At 66.3% G+C, this 22,059-nt stretch carries 22 protein-coding genes; 11 read left to right on the forward strand and 11 right to left on the reverse strand.

From position 1 onward, the window contains the following. Positions 1-5: 5 nt before the first annotated feature. Positions 6-1,307 (reverse strand): ATP-dependent protease ATPase subunit HslU, encoded by a 1,302-nt coding sequence (hslU, locus tag AAC050_RS05410; protein WP_339914041.1) that lies wholly within the window; start codon positions 1,305-1,307, stop codon positions 6-8. Further along, complete coding sequence (gene hslV / locus AAC050_RS05415; RefSeq protein WP_339914042.1) at positions 1,304-1,876, reverse strand: ATP-dependent protease subunit HslV; 573 nt, start codon at positions 1,874-1,876, stop codon at positions 1,304-1,306. The genes hslU and hslV overlap by 4 nt, the downstream gene beginning before the upstream one ends. A 136-nt stretch (positions 1,877-2,012) precedes the next feature. Between hslV and AAC050_RS05420 the strand changes: the two genes are divergently transcribed. Then, complete coding sequence (locus AAC050_RS05420; RefSeq protein WP_339914043.1) at positions 2,013-2,432, forward strand: BLUF domain-containing protein; 420 nt, start codon at positions 2,013-2,015, stop codon at positions 2,430-2,432. Between the two features lie 133 nt (positions 2,433-2,565). Further along, on the forward strand, positions 2,566-3,315 hold the full coding sequence (gene moeB / locus AAC050_RS05425; protein ID WP_339914044.1) for a molybdopterin-synthase adenylyltransferase MoeB: 750 nt from the start codon (positions 2,566-2,568) through the stop codon (positions 3,313-3,315). A 69-nt stretch (positions 3,316-3,384) separates the two neighbouring features. Here the strand turns inward: moeB and AAC050_RS05430 are convergent, their stop codons facing one another. Then, positions 3,385-4,371, reverse strand: a complete 987-nt coding sequence (locus tag AAC050_RS05430) for a D-glycerate dehydrogenase (RefSeq protein ID WP_339914045.1) — start codon at positions 4,369-4,371, stop codon at positions 3,385-3,387. Positions 4,372-4,442: 71 nt separating this feature from the next. On the opposite strand from AAC050_RS05430, the gene AAC050_RS05435 reads away from it, so the two are divergent. The 5 genes from AAC050_RS05435 to AAC050_RS05455 all read left to right on the forward strand — a co-directional run bounded on the left by AAC050_RS05435 (position 4,443) and on the right by AAC050_RS05455 (position 9,164). Further along, a complete protein-coding gene (locus AAC050_RS05435) occupies positions 4,443-5,042 on the forward strand; it encodes an SH3 domain-containing protein (RefSeq protein WP_339914046.1) in 600 nt (199 codons plus the stop codon). 98 nt (positions 5,043-5,140) lie between these two features. Further along, positions 5,141-5,683, forward strand: a complete 543-nt coding sequence (gene fabA / locus AAC050_RS05440; protein WP_339914047.1) for a 3-hydroxyacyl-[acyl-carrier-protein] dehydratase FabA — start codon at positions 5,141-5,143, stop codon at positions 5,681-5,683. Positions 5,684-5,740: 57 nt separating this feature from the next. Continuing rightward, on the forward strand, positions 5,741-6,970 hold the full coding sequence (gene fabB, locus AAC050_RS05445) for a beta-ketoacyl-ACP synthase I (RefSeq protein WP_339914048.1): 1,230 nt from the start codon (positions 5,741-5,743) through the stop codon (positions 6,968-6,970). Between the two features lie 50 nt (positions 6,971-7,020). Beyond that, on the forward strand, positions 7,021-8,283 hold the full coding sequence (locus AAC050_RS05450; RefSeq protein WP_339914141.1) for a cation:proton antiporter: 1,263 nt from the start codon (positions 7,021-7,023) through the stop codon (positions 8,281-8,283). 83 nt (positions 8,284-8,366) lie between these two features. Further along, positions 8,367-9,164: an enoyl-ACP reductase gene (locus AAC050_RS05455; RefSeq protein ID WP_339914142.1), complete on the forward strand. Its 798-nt coding sequence runs from the start codon at positions 8,367-8,369 to the stop codon at positions 9,162-9,164. A 79-nt stretch (positions 9,165-9,243) separates the two neighbouring features. On the opposite strand, the gene AAC050_RS05460 is transcribed toward AAC050_RS05455, so the two are convergent. From AAC050_RS05460 to AAC050_RS05480, 5 genes are all read right to left on the reverse strand, one after another. After that, complete coding sequence (locus tag AAC050_RS05460; RefSeq protein ID WP_339914049.1) at positions 9,244-9,600, reverse strand: DUF3597 domain-containing protein; 357 nt, start codon at positions 9,598-9,600, stop codon at positions 9,244-9,246. A gap of 143 nt (positions 9,601-9,743) precedes the next feature. Beyond that, positions 9,744-10,271, reverse strand: a complete 528-nt coding sequence (gene rimM / locus AAC050_RS05465) for a ribosome maturation factor RimM (RefSeq protein WP_339914050.1) — start codon at positions 10,269-10,271, stop codon at positions 9,744-9,746. Positions 10,272-10,412: 141 nt separating this feature from the next. Beyond that, positions 10,413-11,048, reverse strand: coding sequence for a 30S ribosomal protein S16 (gene rpsP / locus AAC050_RS05470; protein WP_339914051.1), 636 nt, complete (start codon positions 11,046-11,048; stop codon positions 10,413-10,415). Positions 11,049-11,063: 15 nt separating this feature from the next. After that, complete coding sequence (gene ffh / locus AAC050_RS05475; RefSeq protein ID WP_339914052.1) at positions 11,064-12,596, reverse strand: signal recognition particle protein; 1,533 nt, start codon at positions 12,594-12,596, stop codon at positions 11,064-11,066. A gap of 362 nt (positions 12,597-12,958) precedes the next feature. Next, a complete protein-coding gene (locus AAC050_RS05480) occupies positions 12,959-13,219 on the reverse strand; it encodes a hypothetical protein (protein WP_339914053.1) in 261 nt (86 codons plus the stop codon). A 238-nt stretch (positions 13,220-13,457) separates the two neighbouring features. Between AAC050_RS05480 and ppc the strand changes: the two genes are divergently transcribed. Both ppc and AAC050_RS05490 read left to right on the forward strand, forming a co-directional pair. After that, a complete protein-coding gene (ppc, locus tag AAC050_RS05485; protein ID WP_339914054.1) occupies positions 13,458-16,154 on the forward strand; it encodes a phosphoenolpyruvate carboxylase in 2,697 nt (898 codons plus the stop codon). Positions 16,155-16,285: 131 nt separating this feature from the next. Beyond that, a complete protein-coding gene (locus AAC050_RS05490) occupies positions 16,286-16,588 on the forward strand; it encodes a UrcA family protein (RefSeq protein ID WP_339914055.1) in 303 nt (100 codons plus the stop codon). A gap of 78 nt (positions 16,589-16,666) precedes the next feature. On the opposite strand, the gene AAC050_RS05495 is transcribed toward AAC050_RS05490, so the two are convergent. Continuing rightward, a complete protein-coding gene (locus AAC050_RS05495) occupies positions 16,667-18,835 on the reverse strand; it encodes a M3 family metallopeptidase (RefSeq protein WP_339914056.1) in 2,169 nt (722 codons plus the stop codon). Positions 18,836-18,960: 125 nt separating this feature from the next. Here AAC050_RS05495 and AAC050_RS05500 point away from each other — a divergent pair, with 125 nt between their 5' ends. Next, the gene (locus AAC050_RS05500) at positions 18,961-19,812 is read left to right on the forward strand and encodes an aspartate/glutamate racemase family protein (protein WP_339914057.1); all 852 of its coding nucleotides are present in this window, start codon (positions 18,961-18,963) and stop codon (positions 19,810-19,812) included. Positions 19,813-19,843: 31 nt separating this feature from the next. Here AAC050_RS05500 and AAC050_RS05505 read toward each other — a convergent pair whose 3' ends face one another. Continuing rightward, on the reverse strand, positions 19,844-20,476 hold the full coding sequence (locus AAC050_RS05505) for a DUF2306 domain-containing protein (protein ID WP_339914058.1): 633 nt from the start codon (positions 20,474-20,476) through the stop codon (positions 19,844-19,846). Positions 20,477-20,580: 104 nt separating this feature from the next. On the opposite strand from AAC050_RS05505, the gene AAC050_RS05510 reads away from it, so the two are divergent. Beyond that, the gene (locus tag AAC050_RS05510; RefSeq protein WP_339914059.1) at positions 20,581-21,369 is read left to right on the forward strand and encodes a LytTR family DNA-binding domain-containing protein; all 789 of its coding nucleotides are present in this window, start codon (positions 20,581-20,583) and stop codon (positions 21,367-21,369) included. Here AAC050_RS05510 and AAC050_RS05515 read toward each other — a convergent pair. After that, positions 21,366-21,899: a carboxymuconolactone decarboxylase family protein gene (locus AAC050_RS05515; RefSeq protein WP_339914060.1), complete on the reverse strand. Its 534-nt coding sequence runs from the start codon at positions 21,897-21,899 to the stop codon at positions 21,366-21,368. The genes AAC050_RS05510 and AAC050_RS05515 overlap by 4 nt on opposite strands. Positions 21,900-22,059: the final 160 nt, after the last annotated feature.

Genomic DNA, 22,059 nt, shown 5'->3' on the forward strand with positions numbered 1-22,059 from the left:
GTCGGCTAGAGAATGAACCGACTCAGATCCGCATTTTTCGCCAGATCCCCGACCCTGGCCCGCACCGCGTCCCCGTCGAAGGTGACGGTCTGGCCGGACAGGTCGGCGGCCTTGAAACTGGTCTCCTCCAGCACCTTTTCCAGCACGGTCTGCAACCGACGCGCGCCGATATTCTCGACCGCGCCGTTGGCCGCTACCGCCGCATCGGCCATGGCTTCAACGGCGTCGTCGGTGAACGTCAGCGTCACCCCCTCGGTGGCCAGCAACGCCTGGTTCTGACGGATCAGATTGGCCTCGGGCTCGATCAGGATGCGCTTCAGGTCGTCGCGGGTCAGGGCCTTCAGCTCGACCCGGATCGGCAACCGGCCCTGCAGTTCCGGCAGCAGGTCACTGGGCTTGGACACATGAAAGGCCCCCGAGGCGATGAACAGCACATGGTCCGACCGCACCGGCCCGTATTTGGTCGAGACGGTGGTCCCCTCGATCAACGGCAACAGATCCCGCTGGACGCCTTCGCGCGACACATCGGCTCCGGATGCGCCCTGACGCGCCGCTACCTTGTCGATCTCGTCGAGGAAGACGATGCCCTCGTTCTCGGCCAGCAGCAGGGCCTCCTTGGTCAGACTGTCCTGATCCAGCAGCTTGTCGCTCTCCTCGGCCACCAGCGGAGCCACGGCGTCCCGGACCGGCAGTTTGACCGTCTTGCTGCGCGGCCCGCTCATCTTGCCCAACATCTCGCTGAGATTGATCATGCCGACATTGCCGCCGCCGGGCACGTCGAGCCCCTGCAGCGGTGAGGTCGTATCGGTCAGGGCAATCTCGATCTCCTTGTCGTCCAGCTCTCCGGCCCGCAGCTTCTTGCGAAAGCTGTCCCGGGTCGCCGGCTGCGAGCCCGGCCCGACCAGGGCGTCGAGAATACGCTCCTCGGCCTGACCCTCGGCCTGGGCCTTGACGCCCGAGCGTCGCTTGTCGCGCACGATCACCAGGGCGCTCTCGACCAGGTCGCGCATGATCTGATCGACGTCGCGGCCGACATAGCCGACCTCGGTGAATTTGGTCGCCTCGACCTTGAGGAAGGGCGAGCCACCCAGCTTGGCCAGCCGTCGGGCGATCTCGGTCTTGCCGACCCCGGTCGGGCCGATCATCAATATGTTCTTGGGTGTGACCTCGTCACGCAGGTCCTCAGGCACCCGCTTGCGCCGCCAGCGATTGCGCAGGGCCACGGCCACGGCGCGCTTGGCGTCATCCTGACCGACGATGAACCGGTCCAGTTCGGAAACAATCTCGCGCGGCGACAGATCGGTCATCGGGCACCCCCGTCATCCAGGGTTTCCACCGTCAGATTGCCGTTGGTGTAGACACAAATTTCCGAGGCGAGCGCCATCGCCTTGCGGGCGATTTGCTCGGCATCAAGCTCGGTGTGTTCCATCAGGGCCCGGGCCGCCGCCAAAGCGAAATTCCCGCCCGACCCGACTGCCGCCACCCCGTGTTCCGGCTCCAGCACGTCGCCGACCCCGGTGACGGTAAAGATCGAGGTGGCGTCGGCGACCAGCAACATGGCTTCCAGTCGCCGCAGATAGCGGTCGGTGCGCCAGTCCTTGGCCAGGTCGACGCAGGCTCGCGCCAGCTGATCCGGATATTGTTCCAGCTTGGCCTCCAGCCGCTCGATCAGGGTGAAGGCATCGGCTGTGGCCCCGGCGAACCCGGCCAGAACCCTGCCCCCGGCGAGCGTCCGCACCTTGCGGGCGGCCCCCTTGACGATGGTCGGTCCCATCGAGACCTGGCCGTCGCCGGCGATGACGGTGCGACCGTTTTTTCGCACCGCCAGAATGGTGGTGCCGTGCCAGTCGGGGAAATTCGGGTGGGGTTGGGTCATCCGGAGCAGATGGAGACTGAGGCGCAGCAATCAAGGTTAAAAATATGAACCGCGAATGCCCCTGAGGGTCTATTTTTGATCTCGTAACCCGTTACAGTGTCTGCAGTATCGACTAAATTCAGTAAAGGGTGAGGCTTTGCTGCACCGCGTAATCTATGTGAGCGACACCGCCGAACCGACGGTGTCCTCGACCCTCTCGATCGCCCAGATTCTCGGTGTTTCGGAAAACAATAATCGCCGTGACGAACTGTGCAGCGCCATGCTGTTTCACGATGGCCGGGTCCTCCAGGCCATTGAGGGAGACCGGAACGACATCGACCGGTTGATGCGTCGACTCGCTTCAGACCCCCGCCACAAACGCGTGCGGATCGTGTCGGATGTCCCCATCACCGAGCGCCTGCTGACCCGCCCGATGACGCTGTGCACCCCATCGAGCGAGATCGTGACCCAATTGCTGGATACCCGACCCCTGACCGGCGTCACCGAGGCTGAAGCCACAGCCCTGCTCGGTATCCCCCCTTCACGTCGTGCGCATGGTGCCCCCCCGATCCGGTGATCGTGACCACGGGCTGAGCTGTGACAGCGGTGGGCACGGTCCAGATCCCCGCCATCGGTCAGAGGTCAGGTTCTGCGCCACATTGCGCGTCTGGCCGATTCAGTCGGGGACGAAAATGCTCTAGGGATCGCGGGTGATCTTTTCCGACGATGAAATCGAGCGCTATGCGCGCCACCTGGTGCTGGCCGAGGTCGGCGGGCCTGGCCAGCAGCGGCTGAAGGCCGCGCGCGTCGGTCTGGTCGGCCTGGGCGGCGTCGGCGCGCCGGCGGCCCTGTATCTGGCCGCGGCGGGGGTCGGCACCCTGAGGCTGATCGATCCCGACACGGTCGCCCTGTCCAACCTGCAACGACAGATCGCCTTCAGCACCGACGCGATCGGTCAACCCAAGGTCGAGGCGGGGGCCGCCACCCTGACTGCGCTCAACCCTCATGTCCGTATGGAACCGGTGACCGAACGCCTCGACGCGGCCAATGCGGCCCGTCTGATCGAGGGCTGCGACCTGGTGCTCGACGGCACCGATGATTTCGCCACCCGCTTCGCCGTCAATGCCGCCTGCGTCGCCGCCGGTATTCCACTGGTTTCAGGCGCGCTGGGCCGCTGGAGCGGGCAGGTCGCCGTGTTCGAGGGGCGGCCCTGCTATCGCTGTCTGGTGCCCGATATCCCGCCCGACGCCGAGACCTGCGCCCGGGTCGGGGTGATCGGGGCCCTCGCAGGCGTCACCGGCACGATGGCGGCACTGGAGGCGATCAAGCGGATCACCGGGGCCGGCACCCCGCTCACCGGCCGTCTGCTGCTCTATGACGGCCTCGCCGGCACGGCACGAACCGTAACCGTGGCGGCCGACCCGACCTGTCCGGTGTGCGGCGATCCGGAACGCCGCTGAGGTCGGGCGGGATACCAAAGGCTATTCATGGGACCCCGGCCCTGACAACCGAACCATCAAGCTACCGCGTCACAGCATGGCGGGGATGACGCGGTCCGGCGGGCGGTGGCCGTTCTGGTAGGTCTGGATATTGCCGATGACACGGTCGCCCATGTCCTGACGGGCCTCGATCGTGGCCGAGCCCAGATGCGGCAGCAGCACCACATTGGCATGCCCCAGCAACCCGGGATGGATCGCCGGCTCCTGTTCAAACACGTCCAGCCCGACCCCGGCGATGGCCCGGGTCCGGATTGCGTCGGCCAGGGCCGCCTCGTCGATCAGCTCGCCCCGCGCGGTGTTGATCAGGATCACATGAGGCTGCAGCCGCGCCAGTCGCTCGGCCGAGATCAGGTGGTGGGTCTCTTTCGAGGCCGGACAGTTCAGCGAGATCAGGTCCATGCGCGCCAGCATCTGATCGAGATCGTCCCACCAGGTCGCCCCCAGCTCCTCAGCGATCATGTCCGGGACCGGTTTGCGATTGTGATAGTGGACCTGCATGCCGAAGGCCCGGGCCCGCCGCGCCACGGCCTGGCCGATCCGGCCCATGCCGACGATGCCCAGCCGCTTGCCCCACAATTTGCGGCCGCACATCCAGGTCGGGGACCAGCCCTCGAACTTCCCGTCGGCCACCACCTGGGCCCCCTCGATGATGCGACGCGACACGGTCAGGATCAGCCCCATGGCCAGGTCTGCCGTGTCCTCGGTCAGCACGCCCGGCGTATTGGTGACGATCAGACCCCGTCCGACGGCCGCCTCAACGTCGATATGATCGACCCCGGCTCCGAAATTGGCGATCATCTTCAGCTGTTCACCGGCCCCGGCGATCAGGGTCGCGTCGATCTCGTCGGTGATAGTCGGCACCAGCACATCGGCGCGCTGGACGGCGGCCTCCAGTGCAGCCCTGTCCATCGGACGGTCGGTCAGGTTCAGTTCGGCGTCGAACAGTTCCCGCATCCGCGTCTCGACCGCGTCGGGCAGGCGTCTGGTTAATACGACCTTAAGCTTGCGGACGGACATTCGGGGCCTTCGGATTGACGGGCGGCTTGCGACAGCGGGCACTGTGCCCGCACGTGACGGATTCAGTACAGGTGTCTAGCAAAGCTCCACGCCGCCTCCAAAGCCTGCCGGGACGATTGTGGGTCGGCATGGCCGCGATCGCCGTGGGCCTGTTGGCGGGCGCGGGGGCCACCATGCCCGACGGGCGCCCCACCCCCACAGGTCTGGATGTACCGCGCTGGGTGACGCTGAAATCCTCCCGCGTGCGCGCCCGACAGGGACCGGGGCTCGACTATCGTATCCTGTGGGAATACCGCGCGGCTACCTTGCCGGTCCAGGTCATCGCCGAAACACGCGAATGGCGAAAAATCTGCGACCCCGAAGGTTCGGTGGCCTGGATTCACCGGACCGTCGCCTCGGGCCGCCGCAGCGTGTTTAACCTCTCGACCGATGAGGTGCCGGTCCACAGCGGACGATCGGAAACCTCGGCGGTCCGGGCCCTGTTGTCGGTCCGCGCCACCCTTTCGCTGGATGAGTGCGAAGCGGGATGGTGCCGTGTCCGGGCCCGCAAACTGCACGGCTGGGTCCGTGAAAACGCCGTGTTCGGCACCCAGACGCACGCCCTGTGCAATGCCGCCCGTCCCGCCGGACCGGGCCGGCCTTCGCCGGGCACAACGACATCGCCCGGTTGAGCCGCTCGCCCGGCTCGTGTAACCCGGCCCGACAGCGGCCCGAATTGCCCTGACACGGTGCTGGACGCGCCAGACCTGAAGACATCCGGAGCCTCTGCGTGACCCAGTCTAAATATCCGTCGTCATTCGATCACGAGGCCCTGCTGGCCTCGGGTCGGGGCGAATTGTTCGGTCCGGGCAACGCCCAGCTTCCGGCCCCGCCGATGCTGATGTTCGACCGCATCGTGACCATCACCGCCGACGGCGGCGATCACGGCAAGGGCTATATCGAGGCTGAACTCGACATCCACCCCGACCTCTGGTTCTTCCAGTGCCACTTCATCGGTGACCCGGTCATGCCGGGCTGCCTCGGCCTCGACGCCATGTGGCAACTGGTCGGTTTCTACCTCGGCTGGATCGGCGGTCCCGGCCGCGGTCGCGCCCTCGGGGTCGGCGAGGTCAAATTCACCGGTCAGGTCCAGCCGGACATCAAGAAGGTCGTCTACAAGATCCACCTCAAGCGGGTCATCAATCGCAGATTGGTGATGGGAATCGCCGACGGGGTGCTCGAAGCCGACGGTATCCCCATCTATACTGCCTCGGATATGCGGGTCGGCCTGTTCGGTGCCACCAACGGATCCGGCGATTCGATCAGCGGCTGATCGGCCTCCAGCGGAGCTGGCCGCGGCCGACGCGGCGGGATTAGGTAAGGAACAAACATGCGGCGTGTGGTCGTCACCGGTCTGGGTATCGTCTCTTCCATCGGTCATGGGGCCGAAGAGGTCACCGCCTCCCTGCGCGAAGCGCGCTCGGGCGTGGTCGCCGCCCCCGATCACATCGAACACGGCTTCCGTTCGCAGGTCTGGGCTCCGCCCTCTCTGGGAGCCACGGCCGAGGACTGGGCGTCCCTGGTGGACCGGCGCGCTGCCCGTTTCCTCGCCAATGGCACGGCCTGGGCCCACATCGCTTTCGAGGAAGCGCTGAAGGATTCCGGCATGACCGCCGAGGAGATCCAGTCCGAGCGCATCGGTCTGATCGTCGGTGAGGGCGGCCCCTCGACCCAGATCATCCTGCAGGCTGCAGCCACTACGATCGAGAAGGGTTCGCCCAAGCGCATCGGCCCGTTCGCCGTACCCAAGGCCATGGCCTCGGGACCCTCGGCCGTGCTGGCCACCTGGTTCCAGCTGAAGGGGATCAACTATTCGATCTCGTCGGCCTGTGCGACCAGCGCCCACTGCATCGGCGCAGGTGCCGAACAGATCGCCTGGGGCAAGCAGGACGTGGTCTTCGCCGGCGGCTGCGAGGATATCGACTGGTCGATGTCCAACATGTTCGACGCGATGGGGGCCATGTCCTCCAACTTCAACGACACGCCGGCAAGGGCGTCGCGGGCCTATGACGTCACCCGCGACGGCTTCGTCATCGCCGGCGGGGCCGGTATCGTGGTGCTGGAGGAATACGAGCGGGCCGTGGCCCGTGGCGCGACCATTTATGCCGAGGTCACCGGCTATGCCGCCAACTCCGACGGCTATGACATGGTCGCCCCCTCAGGCGAGGGTGCCGAGCGCTGCATGAAGCTGGCACTCGACATGGCCGGCAGTCCGAAGATCGACTACCTGAACCCGCACGGCACCTCGACCCCGGTCGGCGACTCCAGGGAGATGGGGGCGGTCCGCAATGTGTTCGGCGATGCGATGCCGATGATATCCTCGACCAAGTCGCTGACGGGCCATTCGCTCGGCGCGGCCGGGGCCCAGGAGGCGATCTACTGCCTGCTGATGATGAAGCACGGCTTCGCGGCCGAGAGCGCCCATATTGAAAACCTCGACCCCGAGTTCGAGGGCATGCCGATCCTCAGGAAACGCCACGACGGTGAGCTGAAACACGTCATGTCCAACAGCTTCGGCTTCGGCGGCACCAACGGGACGCTGATCCTCAGCAAGGTCTGAGAACGGGAGCCAAACCGGCACCCGCGCGCTAGGCTGATCTGTTGCATGAGGTGACCGCCCTGACCGCCGATCCCTACGTCCTGTTCCTGCTCGGCCTCGGGGCCGTCGTGCTGATGGTGTCCTGGGCCCCCGTCGGGCTCAAGCGCTGGCCGTTGACCCTCGCCATCCTCTGTGTCGGCATCGGCGTGGTGGTGTTCAGTACCGGCGTGCTGTCGTTCAATCCCGACCCGCGCACCTGGGACACATTGACCGAACGGCTGGCCGAGCTGGTGGTGATCATCAGCCTGATGGGAGCCGGGCTCAAGCTGGACCGGCCGCTGGGCTGGCGGCGCTGGGGCTCGACCTGGCGGTTGCTGGCAGTGGCCATGCCCCTGACCATCATCGCCACCGCCTGGCTGGGCATGGCGGGACTGGGGTTCAGCCTGGCCATGTCCCTGCTGCTGGGGGCGGCCATGGCCCCGACCGATCCGGTGCTGGCCGCAGATGTCCAGGTCGGGCCGCCCCGCTCCGGTGACGAGGACGAGGTCCGCTTCGGCCTGACCTCCGAGGCCGGCCTCAACGACGCCCTGGCCTTTCCCTTCGTGCATCTGGCCATTCTCGCCGCCGCCGGAGGCCTGGCCTCGACCGCCGCCCTGACCGACTGGTTCACCATCAATGTGGTGTGGAAGCTGCTGGCCGGGGCCGGGGTCGGCTATCTGGTCGGGCGCGGCCTCGGCTTTCTGATCTTTCACAGCCAGAAGGCGGGCCTGTCGCGCCTCGGCGACGGCCTCGTAGCCCTGGCCGCCACCTTCCTCGCCTATTCCCTGACCGAACTGGCCCACGGCTACGGCTTCCTTGCCGTCTTCATCTGCGGCCTGACCATCCGGGCCTGGGAGCGCGACAATGACTTCCACAAGGAGATGCACGACTTCTCCGACCAGTTCGAACGGCTGCTGATGATGCTGTTGCTGGTGCTGTTCGGCGGCGCGCTGGCCAACGGCCTGCTCGACGCCCTGACCTGGACCGACGCGGCCATCGGCCTGGTCATCCTGCTGGTGGTGCGGCCGGTGGCCGGCCTGATCGCCATGATCGGTTCGCCCCAGCCGTGGCGCGAACGGCTGCTGTTGTCCTTCCTCGGCATCCGCGGCATCGGTTCGATCTACTATGTGGCCTATGCCATCAACCACGGTCGCTTCGGCAACAGCGAGCGACTGTGGGCCATCGTCGGCTTCATCATCCTGGCCTCGATTCTGATCCACGGGGTCAGTGCCAGTCCGATGCTGATGCGGCTGGCCCGCCGCCGGGGCCGCGAGGACCCAACGACCATCAGCTGACGCTTTCCCCGCGCGCGGCCCCCTGCTAACGCTCGGCCCAACAGATCAGGAGACAGACCATGGCGAGCGAGAGCGGCTGGAACATGCCCAAGGGTGACCTCATGAAGGGCAAGAAGGGCCTGATCATGGGAGTCGCGAATTCGAACTCCATCGCCTGGGGCATCGCCTCGCAACTGGCCGCCCAGGGGGCCGAGCTGGCCTTCACCTATATGGGCGAGGGACTGGAGCGCCGCGTGCGGCCGCTAGCCGAAAGCGTCGGGGCCAAATTGCTGATCCAGGCCGACGTTACCGACGATGCCTCGATGGACGCCGCCTTCGCCGAGCTGGAAAAGGAATTCGGCACCCTCGATTTCGTCGTCCATTCAGTGGCCTTCGCCAACAAGGACGAGCTCAAGGGCTCGTTCGTCGACAACACCAGCCGCGACAGTTTCCTGCTGGCCCTGAACATCTCGGCCTTCAGCTTCGTCGACGTGGCCCGCCGCGCCTCGAAGATCATGCCCAACGGCGGGTCGATGATCACCATGACCTATCTCGGCTCCGAACGGGCCATCCCCAACTACAACACCATGGGCGTGGCCAAGGCGGCGCTGGAGGCGGCGACCCGCTACATCGCCCGCGACCTGGGGCCGCGGGGCATCCGCGTCAACGCCATCTCGGCCGGGGCCATGCGCACCCTGTCGCTGGCCGGCATCTCGGGCGGCCGCGGCATGATCAGCCAGGGCCGGGCCATGTCGGCGATGAAGGAGGACACCTCGATGGAGGGGGTCGCCGGCTGCGCCCTGTGGCTGTGTTCGGACCTGGGCCTGTCGACCACCGGCGAGATCATCCACGTCGACGCCGGCTTCCACATGATGGGCCTGGCCGGCGACGAGGAGGGCTGAAGTCGCGACGTCACCCGGGTGACACGCATTCAGCCCACCCGGCGTGCGTAACCGTCGCACACCGGGTGGGCTGTGCCGGTCAGTCGCGCAGCGAGGCCGGGACCCGGCCACCGTTCTCGGCCAGCTTCTTCCAGACGGCTCTGGACAGGGCGATGTTCTGTTCGGCTGAACCATGCGCGCCGGCGTGGACATTGAGTTCCTCGGCCAGTTCCTTGCGTGCCGAGAGACTGGAATCGATATCCAGCAGCTTGAGCAGATCGACGATCGAGGTGCGCCAATTCCCACCGCCGCCCCGGCTCGCGGCCAGGTCGCTGAGCACCGCCTCGACATCGACGGGTGTCCCGCCCGGTGTCGGTGCTGCGCCGGGAGCCGGCGCGGGGGCCGCCTTCGGCTTGTGGCCGGTGATCTTGTTCCAGATCGAAGAGAAGATGCTCATCCGTCGTCCTCCTTGTTGGTGTGCGGAGGTAACGCGGCCGGCGGGGCCGGGTTCAAAGCGGAATTCAGCGGCACCCCGGACTCTCCCGCCAGGCCACGATGCGCCGGGGGAGGACAACAGCCCGACCTCAGATGGTGCTACGGTCAGTCCGGTTCGCGCTCGCCGACCTCTTCGGGGCGCACCACAAGCAGCCAGCCGTCAACGATGTGTAGCTCCGGCACCGCCGCGCGGGTGAAGGGCACGAACCAGGTCGGTCCGCCCGTCGACGGGGTGATCTCCAGCATGTCGCCGGCCCCGAAATTCTGCACCGTCCGCACCGTACCCAGCCGCTCACCGGCCGGGTCGCGGACCTCCAGCCCGACCAGATCGGCCAGATAGAATTCGTCCTCGTCCGGCTCGGGAAAGCGGTCGCGCGGCACATAGAGTTTCAGATTGCGCAGGGCGTCGGCCTGCTCCTTGGTCTCGACCTCCTTCACCCGGCCGACGATGCCGTCCCTGGTCGGGCGGGCCGTGGTCACCGTCAGGGCATGGCTGCCGTCGGCGCGCAGCAGCGGCCCATAGGCGGTCAGGGCCAGCGGGTCGGCCGTATAGGCGGTGATCTTGACCTCGCCGCGCACGCCGAAGCCGCCCGCCACATGGCCGACGAGGATGAGAGTGCTGTCTGTGGTCATCTTATGAAGTCCCTCTCCCTTGGGGAGAGGGGTTGGGGTGAGGGGGTACGGCGTTTCCGCAGGACACACCGTAAACCCTCACCCTCCCACGCGCTAACGCGCGCGGGCCCCGCCCTCTCCCGCTGGGAGAGGGTGTTCAACTCAGGCCTCGGTCTTTTCTTCAGCCGGAGCTTCCTCGGCAGCAGCTTCAGCGGCCGGAGCCTCTTCAGCGACAGCTTCAGCGGCCGGGGCCTCTTCGGCAGCGGCTTCGGCAGCCGGAGCCTCTTCAGCAGCCGCTTCGGCGGCCGGGGCCTCCTCGGCGACGACTTCCGGCTCCGGAGCCGGCGGGGCGTTCTTGGCGGCTTCGGCGGCGGCGGCGGCCTCTTCCTTGGCCTTCACGGCAGCTTCAGCGGCTTCGACCTTGGCAGCGGCCTCGGCCTCGGCGCGATCGGCCTCGCGCTGGGCGCGCTCGGCGGTGCGTTCCTGGGCCTTCTTGCCCGGGAGCGCCTTGTTGGGGTTGTTCGACTGGGTCCATTTGACCGTCTTGCCGAGGGTCTCGTCCTGACTCAGGAAGCGAGCGACGCGGTCGGTGGGCTGGGCCCCCTTGCCGAGCCATTCGGCGATGCGCTCGACCTTGAGCGTGACACGCGGCTTGTCGCCGTCCTTCGGCAGCATCGGGTTGTAGGTCCCGACGCGCTCAATGAATTTGCCGTCACGCGGCGAATGGGAATCGGCGATGACGATATAGTAGTAGGGGCGCTTCTTGGCACCACCGCGCGCCAGACGAATCTTCAGCATTTTCAGTCTCTTTCTTTAGTCGTTCGATTTCTTGGAAGGAAAGCCCGGCAGGCCCGGAAGGCCTCCCGGCAGTTGTCCGCCGCCCAGGCCGGAGAGCCGGTCCTGGATGGCTTTCATTTCGTCGGCGGAGGGTTCCGGCATCTTGCCGCCCCCCATGGCCTTGAGCCGGGCCATGTCGGCCCCGCCCCCGCCCATACCGGGCATGCCGCCCATCATGGCCGCCATCTTCTGCAGGTTCTTGCCGCCGCCGCGCGACAGCGACTTGACCATGTCAGCCATCTGCCGGTGCTGTTTCAGCAGCCGGTTAATGTCCTGCACCTCGACACCCGAACCGGCGGCGACCCGCTTCTTGCGGCTGGCGTTCAGCAGATCGGGCTTCTTGCGTTCGGTCTTGGTCATCGAGCTGATGATGGCGATCTGGCGGGCGATCATCTTGTCGTTGATGTTGTTGTCGGCCATCTGGGCCTTCATCTTGGCCACGCCCGGCAGCATGCCCATGATGCCCTGAAGCCCGCCCATCTTCGTCATCTGCTGCAGCTGGGCCGCCAGATCGTTCAGGTCGAACTGGCCCTTGGCCAGTTTGCGGGCCATGGCCTCGGCCTTGGACTGGTCCAGCTCCTGACTGGCCTTCTCGACCAGGGCGACAATGTCGCCGTGGCCGAGGATGCGACCGGCGACGCGGCGGGCGTCGAACACGTCCAGCGCGTCGACCTTCTCGCCGGAGCCGAGGTATTTGATCGGCAGGCCGGTGACCGCCCGCATCGACAGCATGGCCCCGCCACGCCCGTCGCCGTCGGCGCGGGTCAGGACCAGGCCGGTCAGCGGCAGGCGCTCGTGGAAGGCGGCGGCGGTACGCACCGCGTCCTGACCGGTCAGGCTGTCTGCGACCAGCAGGGTCTCGACCGGTTTCGACACCCGGGCGACCTCGGCCACCTCGTTCATCAGGGCCTCATCGAGGGTGATGCGTCCGGCGGTGTCGAGGATCAGGACGTCGAAGCCCTGGAGTTTGGCCGACTGCAGCGCCCGCTTGGCGATCTCGACCGCCGACTGGCCTTCGACGATCGGCAGGGTCGCGACCTCGATCTGCTTGCCGAGGGTGGCCAGCTGTTCCATCGCCGCCGGACGACGCGTGTCCAGCGAGGCCATCATGACCTTCTTGCGATCGAACTTCGTCAGACGCAGCGCCAGCTTGGCCGAGGTCGTGGTCTTGCCCGAGCCCTGCAGGCCGGCCATCAGGATCACGGCCGGCGGCGTGGCGTTGATATTGAGCGGGGTCGGCTCCTCGCCGCCCAGCATCTCGACCAGACCGTCATAGACGATCTTGACCACCTGATCGGCCGGCTTGACCGAACGGATCACATCCTCGCCCGTGGCGCGTTCGGTGGCGAAGGTGATGAAGTCCTTGACCACCGGCAGGGCGACATCGGCCTCCAGCAGGGCCACGCGCACTTCGCGCATGGCTTCCGCCACGTCCTTTTCGGACAGCGCGCCGCGCCCGGTGATCCGGTCGAAAACGCCTGTCAGTCGCTCGTTCAGGGCCTCGAACATACAAACCTCATGCCCATTTTCGCTTCTGGTCGGAATGACCTGAATTCAGAAAATGAGCGCTCAGCTCCGACGAGATGGCTCGGTCCCCATAGAGAAATATCCCCTGGCGACGATCACGTCGGCAGGGGGTTCTCGCCCACCTCGTCCCGACAGGTCGGGGGTCGTGTGGGTGGAGACGCGAGGTTCACTTGCGCCGGAAGCCGGGGCTTATGCGGCACTCGGCCAGCAAAATCAACCGACCCCTTCGCCGGACGATATGTATCTGTGGTCGTGGACCGTACCGAAGCGGTACGATGGGCAGGCGTGACCGACCACCGTACCGCTTCCTAAATTCGACTTGTCAGTCTGTGTGACTGGACCCGTTACCAAGGCAGCCCGGGACATGTGCCGATCGGCTCACGAACCACATAAGACGACGTTTCACCAGTAACCAGCGGCGTTTCGATATAGTACCCTACACATCTTTGGGTATAATAACCAACAACGGCGGTATAACTCGCATCACTGTAGAATACATAACTGTAATAAAGATTTGCCGCCGGCGCTGGCACGGCGGCAGTCAGAAGGGTTGCGCTCGCCGAGAACAACAAAATTGCGGCGACCGAGGTGAACTTTCTTACCATTTTCGTTCTCCTGCGAGAAAATCTCGCAGCATAAACTGTTGTGGAACGCCAACATAAGCACAACTCACAAGTGCGTGTTTTTAAAATTCAACCCGTTGTGGCTGTTCGACAAACAATCCGTGCGGAATCCGGAAGAGCCGACGGTCACACATTCCGTTTCATCATCGCGGCCGGTAATGCCCCACTCTTGATCCCCTGCTAGCATGCGCTGTTCCAATCCTCCCCGAAAGACTCTCCCATGTCCCCCGCCACCGACGACCGCCTGCGCGAAGAAGTCCGACTGCTGGGCAGTCTGCTCGGCGATGTGATCCGGGATGAGGGTGGTCCGGCCCTGTTCGACCGGATCGAGGCGGTACGGCAGGCCTCGGTGGCCTATCATCGCGATCCGGAGACACACGACACCAAGCCGCTGGAGGCCCTGCTGGCCGAGTTGTCGCTGGATCAGGCCGTCGGCCTGGCCCACGGCTTCGCCACCTTTTCCCTGCTGGCCAATGTCGCCGAGGACCGGGCCGGCAAACGCCATGCCCGCGCCCTGTCCGCCGAAGGGGCCCGCGCCGATACGCCCGAAGGCGCGCTGGCGCGTCTGGCCGAAGGTGACCGCACACCCGAAGACGCCCGCGCCCTGCTGGCCGGGGCCCTGATCTCTCCGGTGCTGACGGCCCACCCGTCCGAGGTCCGGCGCAAGAGTGTGCTCGATCGCATCGCCGCGGTCAGCGACCTGCTGGACGCCTGCGACCAGGACGACCTGGCCTGTGCCCCGGACACCCTGACCCGGGGCCTGCGCCGCCAGACGGTGATCCTGTGGGCGACCCGGCTGGTGCGGACCACCGGCCTGGTGGTCCAGGACGAGATCGACACCGTCGTCTCCTTCCTTGAACGGGTCTTCCTGCTGGCCGCCCCGGCCCAGCTGGCCGAATGGCGCAAGCGGCTGAACGCTCCGGACCTGCCGCCCTTCATTCACATCGGCACCTGGGTCGGCGGTGACCGGGACGGCAACCCCAATGTCGACGCTACTGTGCTGGAAGCCGCCTTCCGCACCCAGGCCCGGGCGGTGCTGCGCTTCTATATGGACGAGGTTCACGCCCTGGGGGCCGAGCTCAGCCTCGCCGGCTCCCTGGCCGGGATCAGCGACGATCTGCGCGCCCTGGCCGACGCCTCCGGCGATGTCTCGCCCCATCGCGCTGACGAGCCCTATCGACGCGCCCTGTCCGAAATCTACGCCCGGCTGTCGGCGACCCATCCGGTCCTGACCGGCCTGCCGGCCGCCCGGCCGGCCCCGTTCACAGCCCCCGCCTACAGCGGCCCCGATGCCTTCCGCGCCGACCTGCGCGTGCTGCGTGACAGCCTGATCGCCCACCACGGTGACGCCTTCGCCGACGACCGCCTGACCCACCTGATCACCGCCGCCGAAGTGTTCGGCTTCCACATGGCGACGATGGACCTGCGCCAGAATGCCGACGTCCATGAACGGGTCGTCGCCGATCTGTTCCGCGCCGCCGGGGTTTGCGCCGACTATCTGGCGCTGGATGAAGAGGCGCGCATGGCCCTGCTGGCGTCGGAGCTGGCCTCCGAACGCCCATTGTTCAGCCCCTATGCCGACTATGCCCCCGAGACCCTGAAGGAACGCGCCATTCTCGAGGTCGCCGCCGGAGCCCTGGCCCGCTTCGGACCGCGGGCCCTGCGCACCCACGTCGTTTCCAAGACCGACGCGGCCTCGGATCTGCTGGAGGTCTATCTGCTACTCAAGGAGGTCGGCCTGTACCGTCCGTCCGAGCCCGGGGCCTGCCCGATCCAGGCAGCCCCCCTGTTCGAGACCATCGACGACCTGCGGGCCTCAAAAGCGACGCTTGAACGACTGATGCGCGAACCGTCCGCCCTGGCTGTGGCTCGGGCCCGGGGGGTGCAGGAGGTGATGATCGGGTATTCGGACTCCAACAAGGACGGCTCCTATCTGACCTCGACCTGGGAACTTCACGAGGCCTCGCGCGCCCTGCTCGACGTCACCCGGGAGGCCGGCGTACGGCTGCAGCTGTTCCACGGTCGCGGCGGGGCTGTGGGTCGCGGCGGTGGCTCCAGCTTCGCCGGGGTCATGGCCCAGCCCCAGGGCACGGTTGACGGACGCATTCGCATCACCGAACAGGGCGAGGTCATCGCCAACAAATACGGCGCGCCCGACGTCGCCAAACGCAATCTGGACGCCCTGACCTGCGGCGTGTTGCTGGCCTCGCTGCGCCCGGCCGCCGATGAGTCGTTCACCGCCCGGCACGGCGAGACCGTCAGCCGTCTGTCGACCGCCTCGATGGCCGCCTATCGCGCCCTCGTCTATGAGACCGATGGTTTCGTCGACTATTTCCGCGCCGCCACGCCGATCGCCGAGATCGCCGAGCTGAAGATCGGCTCGCGCCCGGCCTCGCGCAGTTCATCGACCGCCATCGAGGACCTGCGCGCCATTCCGTGGGTGTTCAGCTGGTCGCTGTCGCGGGTCATGCTGCCGGGCTGGTACGGCTTCGGCTCGGCCATCCAGGGCACCGACATGGGCGAGCTGCGGACCATGGCCGCCGAATGGCCTTTCTTCCGCACCCTGGTGCAGAACATGGAGATGATCATGGCCAAGGCCGACATGAGCATCGCCCGCCGCTATGCCGATCTGGTGCCGGACGCGGCCCTGGCCGACCGGATCTACGGGGCCCTGGTGTCCGAATGGGACCGGACCCGCGACGCCGTCCTGGCCATCACCGGACAGAACGACCTGCTCGGCGACCAGCCCGAGCTGGACCGGCTGATCCGTCTGCGCCTGCCCTATATCGAGCCGCTGAACCATCTGCAGGTCGAGCTGATCCGCCGTCGCCGGGCTGGAGATACCGACCCCCGGGTACGCGAGGGAATCTTGCTGACCATCAACGGCGTGGCTGCGGGACTGAGAAACAGCGGGTGATGACCTGCCAATATTTCATCTACGTCAGCAAAAGTTGACCCAAGCATCACGGGACGGGCGCGTCCCGGTCATCGACACTGTCTAGTCCTTGCCCCGTCGCACTCCCCGCGACGATCAGCTGGAAGTCGGTCATGCAAAAATTTGTGTTTGCCCTCTGCGTTGCCCTTGCCGCCGCCGGTTCAGCCGCGGCCCAGGAGTCTCACCGTGTCCGGATCGGTGATCTGGATCTCTCCACCGCCCATGGTGCCGCCGCGTTTGACGCCCGGGTCCGGCGCGTCGCCCGTTCCGCCTGTTCGGGTCGCTCTCCGATGAATAATCTACAGTGCCGCGCGATCCTGGCGCAGGAGTTCCGGGACGCCCTGCCGGACTCCCGTCGGGCCGAATATGTCCAGGTACGTTCGGTCAACGACCGCCCCGCGCGGGCCGTGATCTGAACCTCGGCGCTTCGCGAAAAAACGCCCGGGGCGGTGCGTGTACCGACCCGGGCGAATTCCGTTTCAGCGGATTTCGTTTCAGTTGACCGGGAAGCCCCGCACCTTCAGCAGCGCCGCCACGTCCGGATCGCGACCGCGGAACTGGCGATAGGCCTCACCGCGATCGGTAGTATTGCCCGGGGCCAGAATGATCGACTTGAAGCGGCTGGCGATGTCCGGATTGAACACATCGCCCGACTCCTCGAAATAGGCCCATGTGTCGGCGTCCATGGTTTCCGACCACAGGTACGAATAATACCCGGCCGAATAGGCGTCCGAGGTGAACAGGTGATTGAACTGCGGCAGGCGGTGCCGCATCACGATCTCCTTCGGCATGCCGTAGCGGGCCAGGCTTTCGCGTTCGAACGCATCGATATCGGTCGGCGGTGTCGCCCGGGTGTGCAGGTCCATGTCGACCAGCGCCGAGGACAGATAGCTGACCGTGGCATAGCCCTGGTTAAAGGTCGCCGCGGACTCGATCTTGTCGACCAGCGACTGCGGCATCGATTGACCGGTCTCGACGTGTTTCAGATAGCCGTCGAGAATCGGCCGGCTCAGCACCCAGTGTTCGTGCACCTGTGACGGATATTCGACGAAGTCGCGCGGCGTGCCGCCCAGCGCCGGATAGGTCACATTCGACGACAGATAATGCAGGGCGTGACCGAACTCGTGGAACATGGTCTCGGCGTCATCGAGCGAGATCAGAACCGGCTGGTTGCCCTCGGCCTTGGTGAAATTATTGTTGTTCGAGGCCAGCACATTGTCGTCGCCGTCATAGGTCGAATGCGACCGGTAGGTCGTCATCCAGGCTCCTGACCGCTTGCCCGGACGGGCATAGTCATCAGTGTAATACAGGCCGACCGGTCGCCCGTGATCCTTGACCTCATAGACGGTCACATCCGGATGGAAGACCGGCACCGAACCCGTCGGCAATTTGGTGAAGGTAAAGCCGTACAGGCGCTCGGCCATGGCGAAGGAGCCTGCGCGGACGTTGTTCAGCTCGAAATAGGGCTTGAGCTCGTTCTGGTCGAGATCGTATTTCGCCTTCCGGACCTTCTCCGCATAATACAGATAGTCCCACGGCTCGATGTCATGGCCGGCGATCGCGCGCATGTCCGCGACCTCCTCAGCGACCCGGGCCTTGGCCGGGGCCCAGACCCGGTTCATCAGGCCCATCGCCGCGGCCGGAGTCTTGGCCATCGTGTCCTGCATGCGCCATTCGGCATGGTTGGCGAAGCCCAGCAGGTGGGCCCGTTCGGCCCGCAGTTTCACGATCTCGGCGATGATCGCATTGGTGTCATTGGCGTCGCCATTGTCACCGCGATTGACGAATTTCTTCCATACGGTTTCCCGCAGCGCCCGGTTATCGGCAAAGCTGAGGAAGGGATCGACGCTGGAACGGCTGTTGACGATGACCCAGCCCTGCAGGTTGCGTGAGCGGGCGGCGGCGGCGGCGGCGGCCTTGTTTGACGCCGGCATCCCGGCCATTCCGGCTTCTGTGGGAATGACAGTCCAGGTGTTCTCGTCGGCCACCACCTTCTGGCTGAAGCTGGTGAAGGCATTCGACAGGGCGGTGTTGATGCGGCCCAGTTCGGCCTTGCCGGCTGTGTCCAGGGCCGCGCCGTTACGCACGAAGGCGTCCCGGCTGCGCGTCGCCACCCGGGTCTGTTCAGCGGTCAGCCCCATCGCCGCCGCGCCGTCGGCCACCGCCTTGATGCGTTGGAACAGATTGGCGTTGAACGTGATCTCGTCGCCGGCCGCGGACAGCAGCGGCGACAGTTCGGTATCGAGTGCCTGATAGTCCTCGGAGCCTATATTCTGGACCATCACGCCGTAGATCGAGTTCGCACGATCCAGCGGTTCGCCGGCCATCTGCAAGGCGACCATGGTGTTGGCGAAAGTAGCCGGAGCGGGATTGTCGGCAATGGCCTGAATCTCGGCCCGCTGCAGCTCTATACCTTCGATCATGGCGGCACGCAGTTTGGCCGCCGTCACCTTGTCCCACGGCGGCACGCCGCCATAGCCTCCCGTCCAGGGCTGCAACAACTCGGCGCGGGGAGTCTGCACAGGCAGAACCCGGCGGGCCACAGCCGCATCGGCGGCGAGCGTCCGCGGCATGGGGCCGTCGGCCATCATTGCATCCGCAGACGCGCAGCCGGTAAGGGCGAAGAGACTGGCTCCTCCGATGAGGACGTGACGTCTGTGCATGATCGCTCCGTAATCTGAAAAGGGTCGGATACCCCACCCTAGGCCCATTGCGGCTGACCGTCACATGAACGGGCCGTAATCTTGAACATTGGACGCGAACGGGCCGGGCGGCTAAAGGCCGCACCATGGCGATTGGTGTATTTGACTCCGGCGTAGGCGGCCTGACGGTCCACCGCGAACTGACGCAACGGTTCCCCGACCGGAATTTCATCTATCTGGCCGATCAGGCCAACGCCCCGTACGGGGGCCGCAACGGCGAGGACATCGTCAACCTGACCCAGGCCGGCTGTGAGCGGCTGTTCGAGGCCGGAGCCAGCCTGATCATCCTGGCCTGCAACACTGCCAGCGCCATCGCCCTGCGCCGGCTGCAACAGACCTGGGTGCCGGCAGCACGGGCCCGCCATGGTCGCCCGCTGAACGTGCTCGGCATCATCGTGCCGACCATAGAGGCCGCCACCGGCCTGCCCTGGACCTATGAGGCCGAACGCCTGGGTGAGAAGATCGAGGCGATCGACGTCACCGGCGTCTTCTGCACCGCCGCCACAGCCATGAGCCGCGTCTATGAGATCGAGATCGACAAACGTCGCGAGGATCTGGCCGTCTTTTCCGAACCCTGTCCCGGTCTGGCCGGACTGATCGAACTGGGAGCCCCGGCCGAGGAACTGAAGGTGGTGGTCAACGACCATGTCGACGCCCTGCGCCGGCGTATCGGTCGCCAGCCCGACAAGGCCATCCTGGGCTGCACCCACTATGAGATCGTTGCCGACATGTTCGCCGCCGCCTTACCGCCGGGTACGCCGCTGATCCACCAGCCGACCGCCGTGGCCGATGCGCTGGAACGCTATTTCGCGCGGCATCCCGACTACGATCTCGGCCAGGCCGGCCGACGGGAATTTCTCACCACCGGCAAACCGGGGGCCCAGTCTGGCCTGGTGGCCCGGTTCTGGGGTGCCCCCCTGACCTTCAACCCGACCTGACTTGGCGGGGGCCGTCGCCTAGCTGAATTCGCTACACCGAAACCGGCAACCCCCGGGACCGGACGTCCCGGCCGACAGTCCGGAGCCAGAGCTCGGCCAGCAGCAGATTGGGCACCCAGCACAGGAACGAGATCGCGCGATAGCCCTCGACGAACTCCAGTCCGGTCAGGGGGATCAACGGCAGCATCAACCGCAACGTTACCGCCGCGAAGGTCAGCGACAGGCTACGGATCATCCAGCGCCGGTGCGCGGCGTACTGGCCCGCGACGGCCTGTCTCCAGCCCATTGTCGTGGTTCCGAACCAGGCGATGGCCAGGCCCCCGAACCCGGCCGTCGCGACCGGACCAGCCGAAGCATACAGCGCCAGCCAGAACCCCGACACCGCGCCGACCAGACAGGCGACGACATAGATCCGCCCGGCCCAGTGGTGCCAGGCGCGCCGCGCGCCGCGCCGGGTCACCAGCTGGAACGACCCCAGCGCCAGGGCCGTGACGCCGCCGCCGACATGGGCCATCACCGCGACCGGCCAGTTCGCCAGCTGCTGCACCATCAGCGGCGCGGGGAATGGCGACCCGGGTAGCAGATAGCGCGCACTGACCAGCGCCACACCCAGCGCCATAAGCGCCATCACCCCGAACATCACCGTCCCGATCACTCTCGTCACGCCCATCTCTCCCGTATTGACCGATCCGCCTTGAACCACGGCGAGGAGGTGTGTCAGCCTCACCTTCGCGAACGGAGCGTCTTCCTTCGCCAACGGGGCGGCGCGTGCGGGCAGGACAGGCGATCAGGGTTCTGGCAGCGTTCAGACTGGGCCGGTCCGGGGTTGCCGAACTGGCGGCCCTGGTCCTGTTCGGCCTGTTTCTCGGTGCGATCGCCCCGTTCAACACCGGCGAGATCCCCACGATCCCCCGTTATCTCTACTGGCAGCTGGCCATGATCGGCGGCGGTGTGATCGCGGCCCTGATCGAACCGGTGGTCGCCCGCCGGCTGGCCGGTCGGCCCCGCCTGTTCGCGCTGGCGCAACTGGTGGCCATGACCCCGCCGATCGCCGCGTGGGTGACGCTGGTGCCGTTGATCTTCTTCGGTATGCCGGCCTCGGGCTGGCACATCCTTCTGGTCATGCCGGATGTACTGACCATCAATGTCGCGGTGGTGGTGCTGGCCTGGCTGACGCGCAAGGCGCTGCACCGCCACGAGCCGCGCCCCCCCGCCGCGGCCGGCATCGCCCCGCCGGCCCTGCGCGCCAGACTGTCGCCGCGTCTGGCCCGGGCGCGTCTGGTCGCGGTCGAGGCTGAAGACCACTATCTGCGCATTCGCACTGAAGCCGGCTCGGACCTGATCCTGATGCGGTTCGCCGATGCGCTGGCCGCGCTGGACACGGCGGACGGCTTTCGCACCCATCGCTCGTGGTGGGTGGCGCGCACCGCCGTCGAGAGCGCGCGCTGGAAGGCAGGCCGGGGTCAGCTGATGCTGTCAGACGGCGCGGCAGCCCCGGTCAGCCGGACCTATGCCGCCGCCCTGAAGGGCACGGACTGGGCCGCGCCTGTCGGTTAGTCAGCCAGAGCCGCTTCCGAGGCGGCAATCCGACTGGCGGCATGAACCACTGCGGCAATGCGCATGGCGGCCTGGACGTGGGTATTGGGCACGCCGTGAGTCTTTAGCGCCGCCTCATGGGCATCCATACACGAGCCGCAGCCGTTCAGGGTGCTGACGGCCAGTTCCCATAGCTCGAAATCGGCCTTGTCGACGCCCGGATTGGCCAGAACATTCATGCGCAGCCGAGCCGGCAGGGTGGTGTATTCCGTGTTCTGCATCAGGTGCAGGGCCCGGTAATAGATGTTGTTCATGCCCATGATGGCCGCCGCAGACTTTGCCGCCGAGGCCGCCTCCGGGGTCAGGGCCTCACCGGCCGCCGCCGTGATCAGCCGCACCACCGGGGCCACGCCGACCGCATGGGCGCAGGCGAGAAAGCAGCCCCATTTCTGCTGGTCGCTGAGGACCGTCTCGTTCGCCAGCGAGGACAGATTGAGCGAGATGTCCTTGGCATAGGCGGGCATCAGGTCGCGCAGGGCGTCGATCGACATTTGTCAGGTTCCCTTTGGGAAGCGGCTACCGCTCGCGACGCGGTCACTCGCTGCTTGAGCCGCATGGGGGCTCGTCTGGTTGACGGGCGCAATCACGCCCATGTCGCGAGGTTTCGCGAGCCGAACGTGGCGCCCAAAATAAAAAGGTGGGCAGCGGGAA

Source organism: uncultured Brevundimonas sp. (genome assembly GCF_963974615.1).
GTDB lineage: Bacteria > Pseudomonadota > Alphaproteobacteria > Caulobacterales > Caulobacteraceae > Brevundimonas.

Bases quoted from the DNA above. Each gene is read 5' to 3' on its own strand.
- hslU (WP_339914041.1), bottom strand. From the start codon at position 1,307: ATGACCGATCTGTCGCCGCGCGAGATTGTTTCCGAACTGGACCGGTTC.
- hslV (WP_339914042.1), bottom strand. From the start codon at position 1,876: ATGACCCAACCCCACCCGAATTTCCCCGACTGGCACGGCACCACCATT.
- AAC050_RS05430 (WP_339914045.1), bottom strand. From the start codon at position 4,371: ATGTCCGTCCGCAAGCTTAAGGTCGTATTAACCAGACGCCTGCCCGAC.
- fabB (WP_339914048.1), top strand. From the start codon at position 5,741: ATGCGGCGTGTGGTCGTCACCGGTCTGGGTATCGTCTCTTCCATCGGT.
- AAC050_RS05455 (WP_339914142.1), top strand. From the start codon at position 8,367: ATGCCCAAGGGTGACCTCATGAAGGGCAAGAAGGGCCTGATCATGGGA.
- AAC050_RS05460 (WP_339914049.1), bottom strand. From the start codon at position 9,600: ATGAGCATCTTCTCTTCGATCTGGAACAAGATCACCGGCCACAAGCCG.
- rimM (WP_339914050.1), bottom strand. From the start codon at position 10,271: ATGACCACAGACAGCACTCTCATCCTCGTCGGCCATGTGGCGGGCGGC.
- rpsP (WP_339914051.1), bottom strand. From the start codon at position 11,048: ATGCTGAAGATTCGTCTGGCGCGCGGTGGTGCCAAGAAGCGCCCCTAC.
- ffh (WP_339914052.1), bottom strand. From the start codon at position 12,596: ATGTTCGAGGCCCTGAACGAGCGACTGACAGGCGTTTTCGACCGGATC.
- AAC050_RS05480 (WP_339914053.1), bottom strand. From the start codon at position 13,219: ATGGTAAGAAAGTTCACCTCGGTCGCCGCAATTTTGTTGTTCTCGGCG.
- ppc (WP_339914054.1), top strand. From the start codon at position 13,458: ATGTCCCCCGCCACCGACGACCGCCTGCGCGAAGAAGTCCGACTGCTG.
- AAC050_RS05490 (WP_339914055.1), top strand. From the start codon at position 16,286: ATGCAAAAATTTGTGTTTGCCCTCTGCGTTGCCCTTGCCGCCGCCGGT.
- AAC050_RS05495 (WP_339914056.1), bottom strand. From the start codon at position 18,835: ATGCACAGACGTCACGTCCTCATCGGAGGAGCCAGTCTCTTCGCCCTT.
- AAC050_RS05500 (WP_339914057.1), top strand. From the start codon at position 18,961: ATGGCGATTGGTGTATTTGACTCCGGCGTAGGCGGCCTGACGGTCCAC.
- AAC050_RS05515 (WP_339914060.1), bottom strand. From the start codon at position 21,899: ATGTCGATCGACGCCCTGCGCGACCTGATGCCCGCCTATGCCAAGGAC.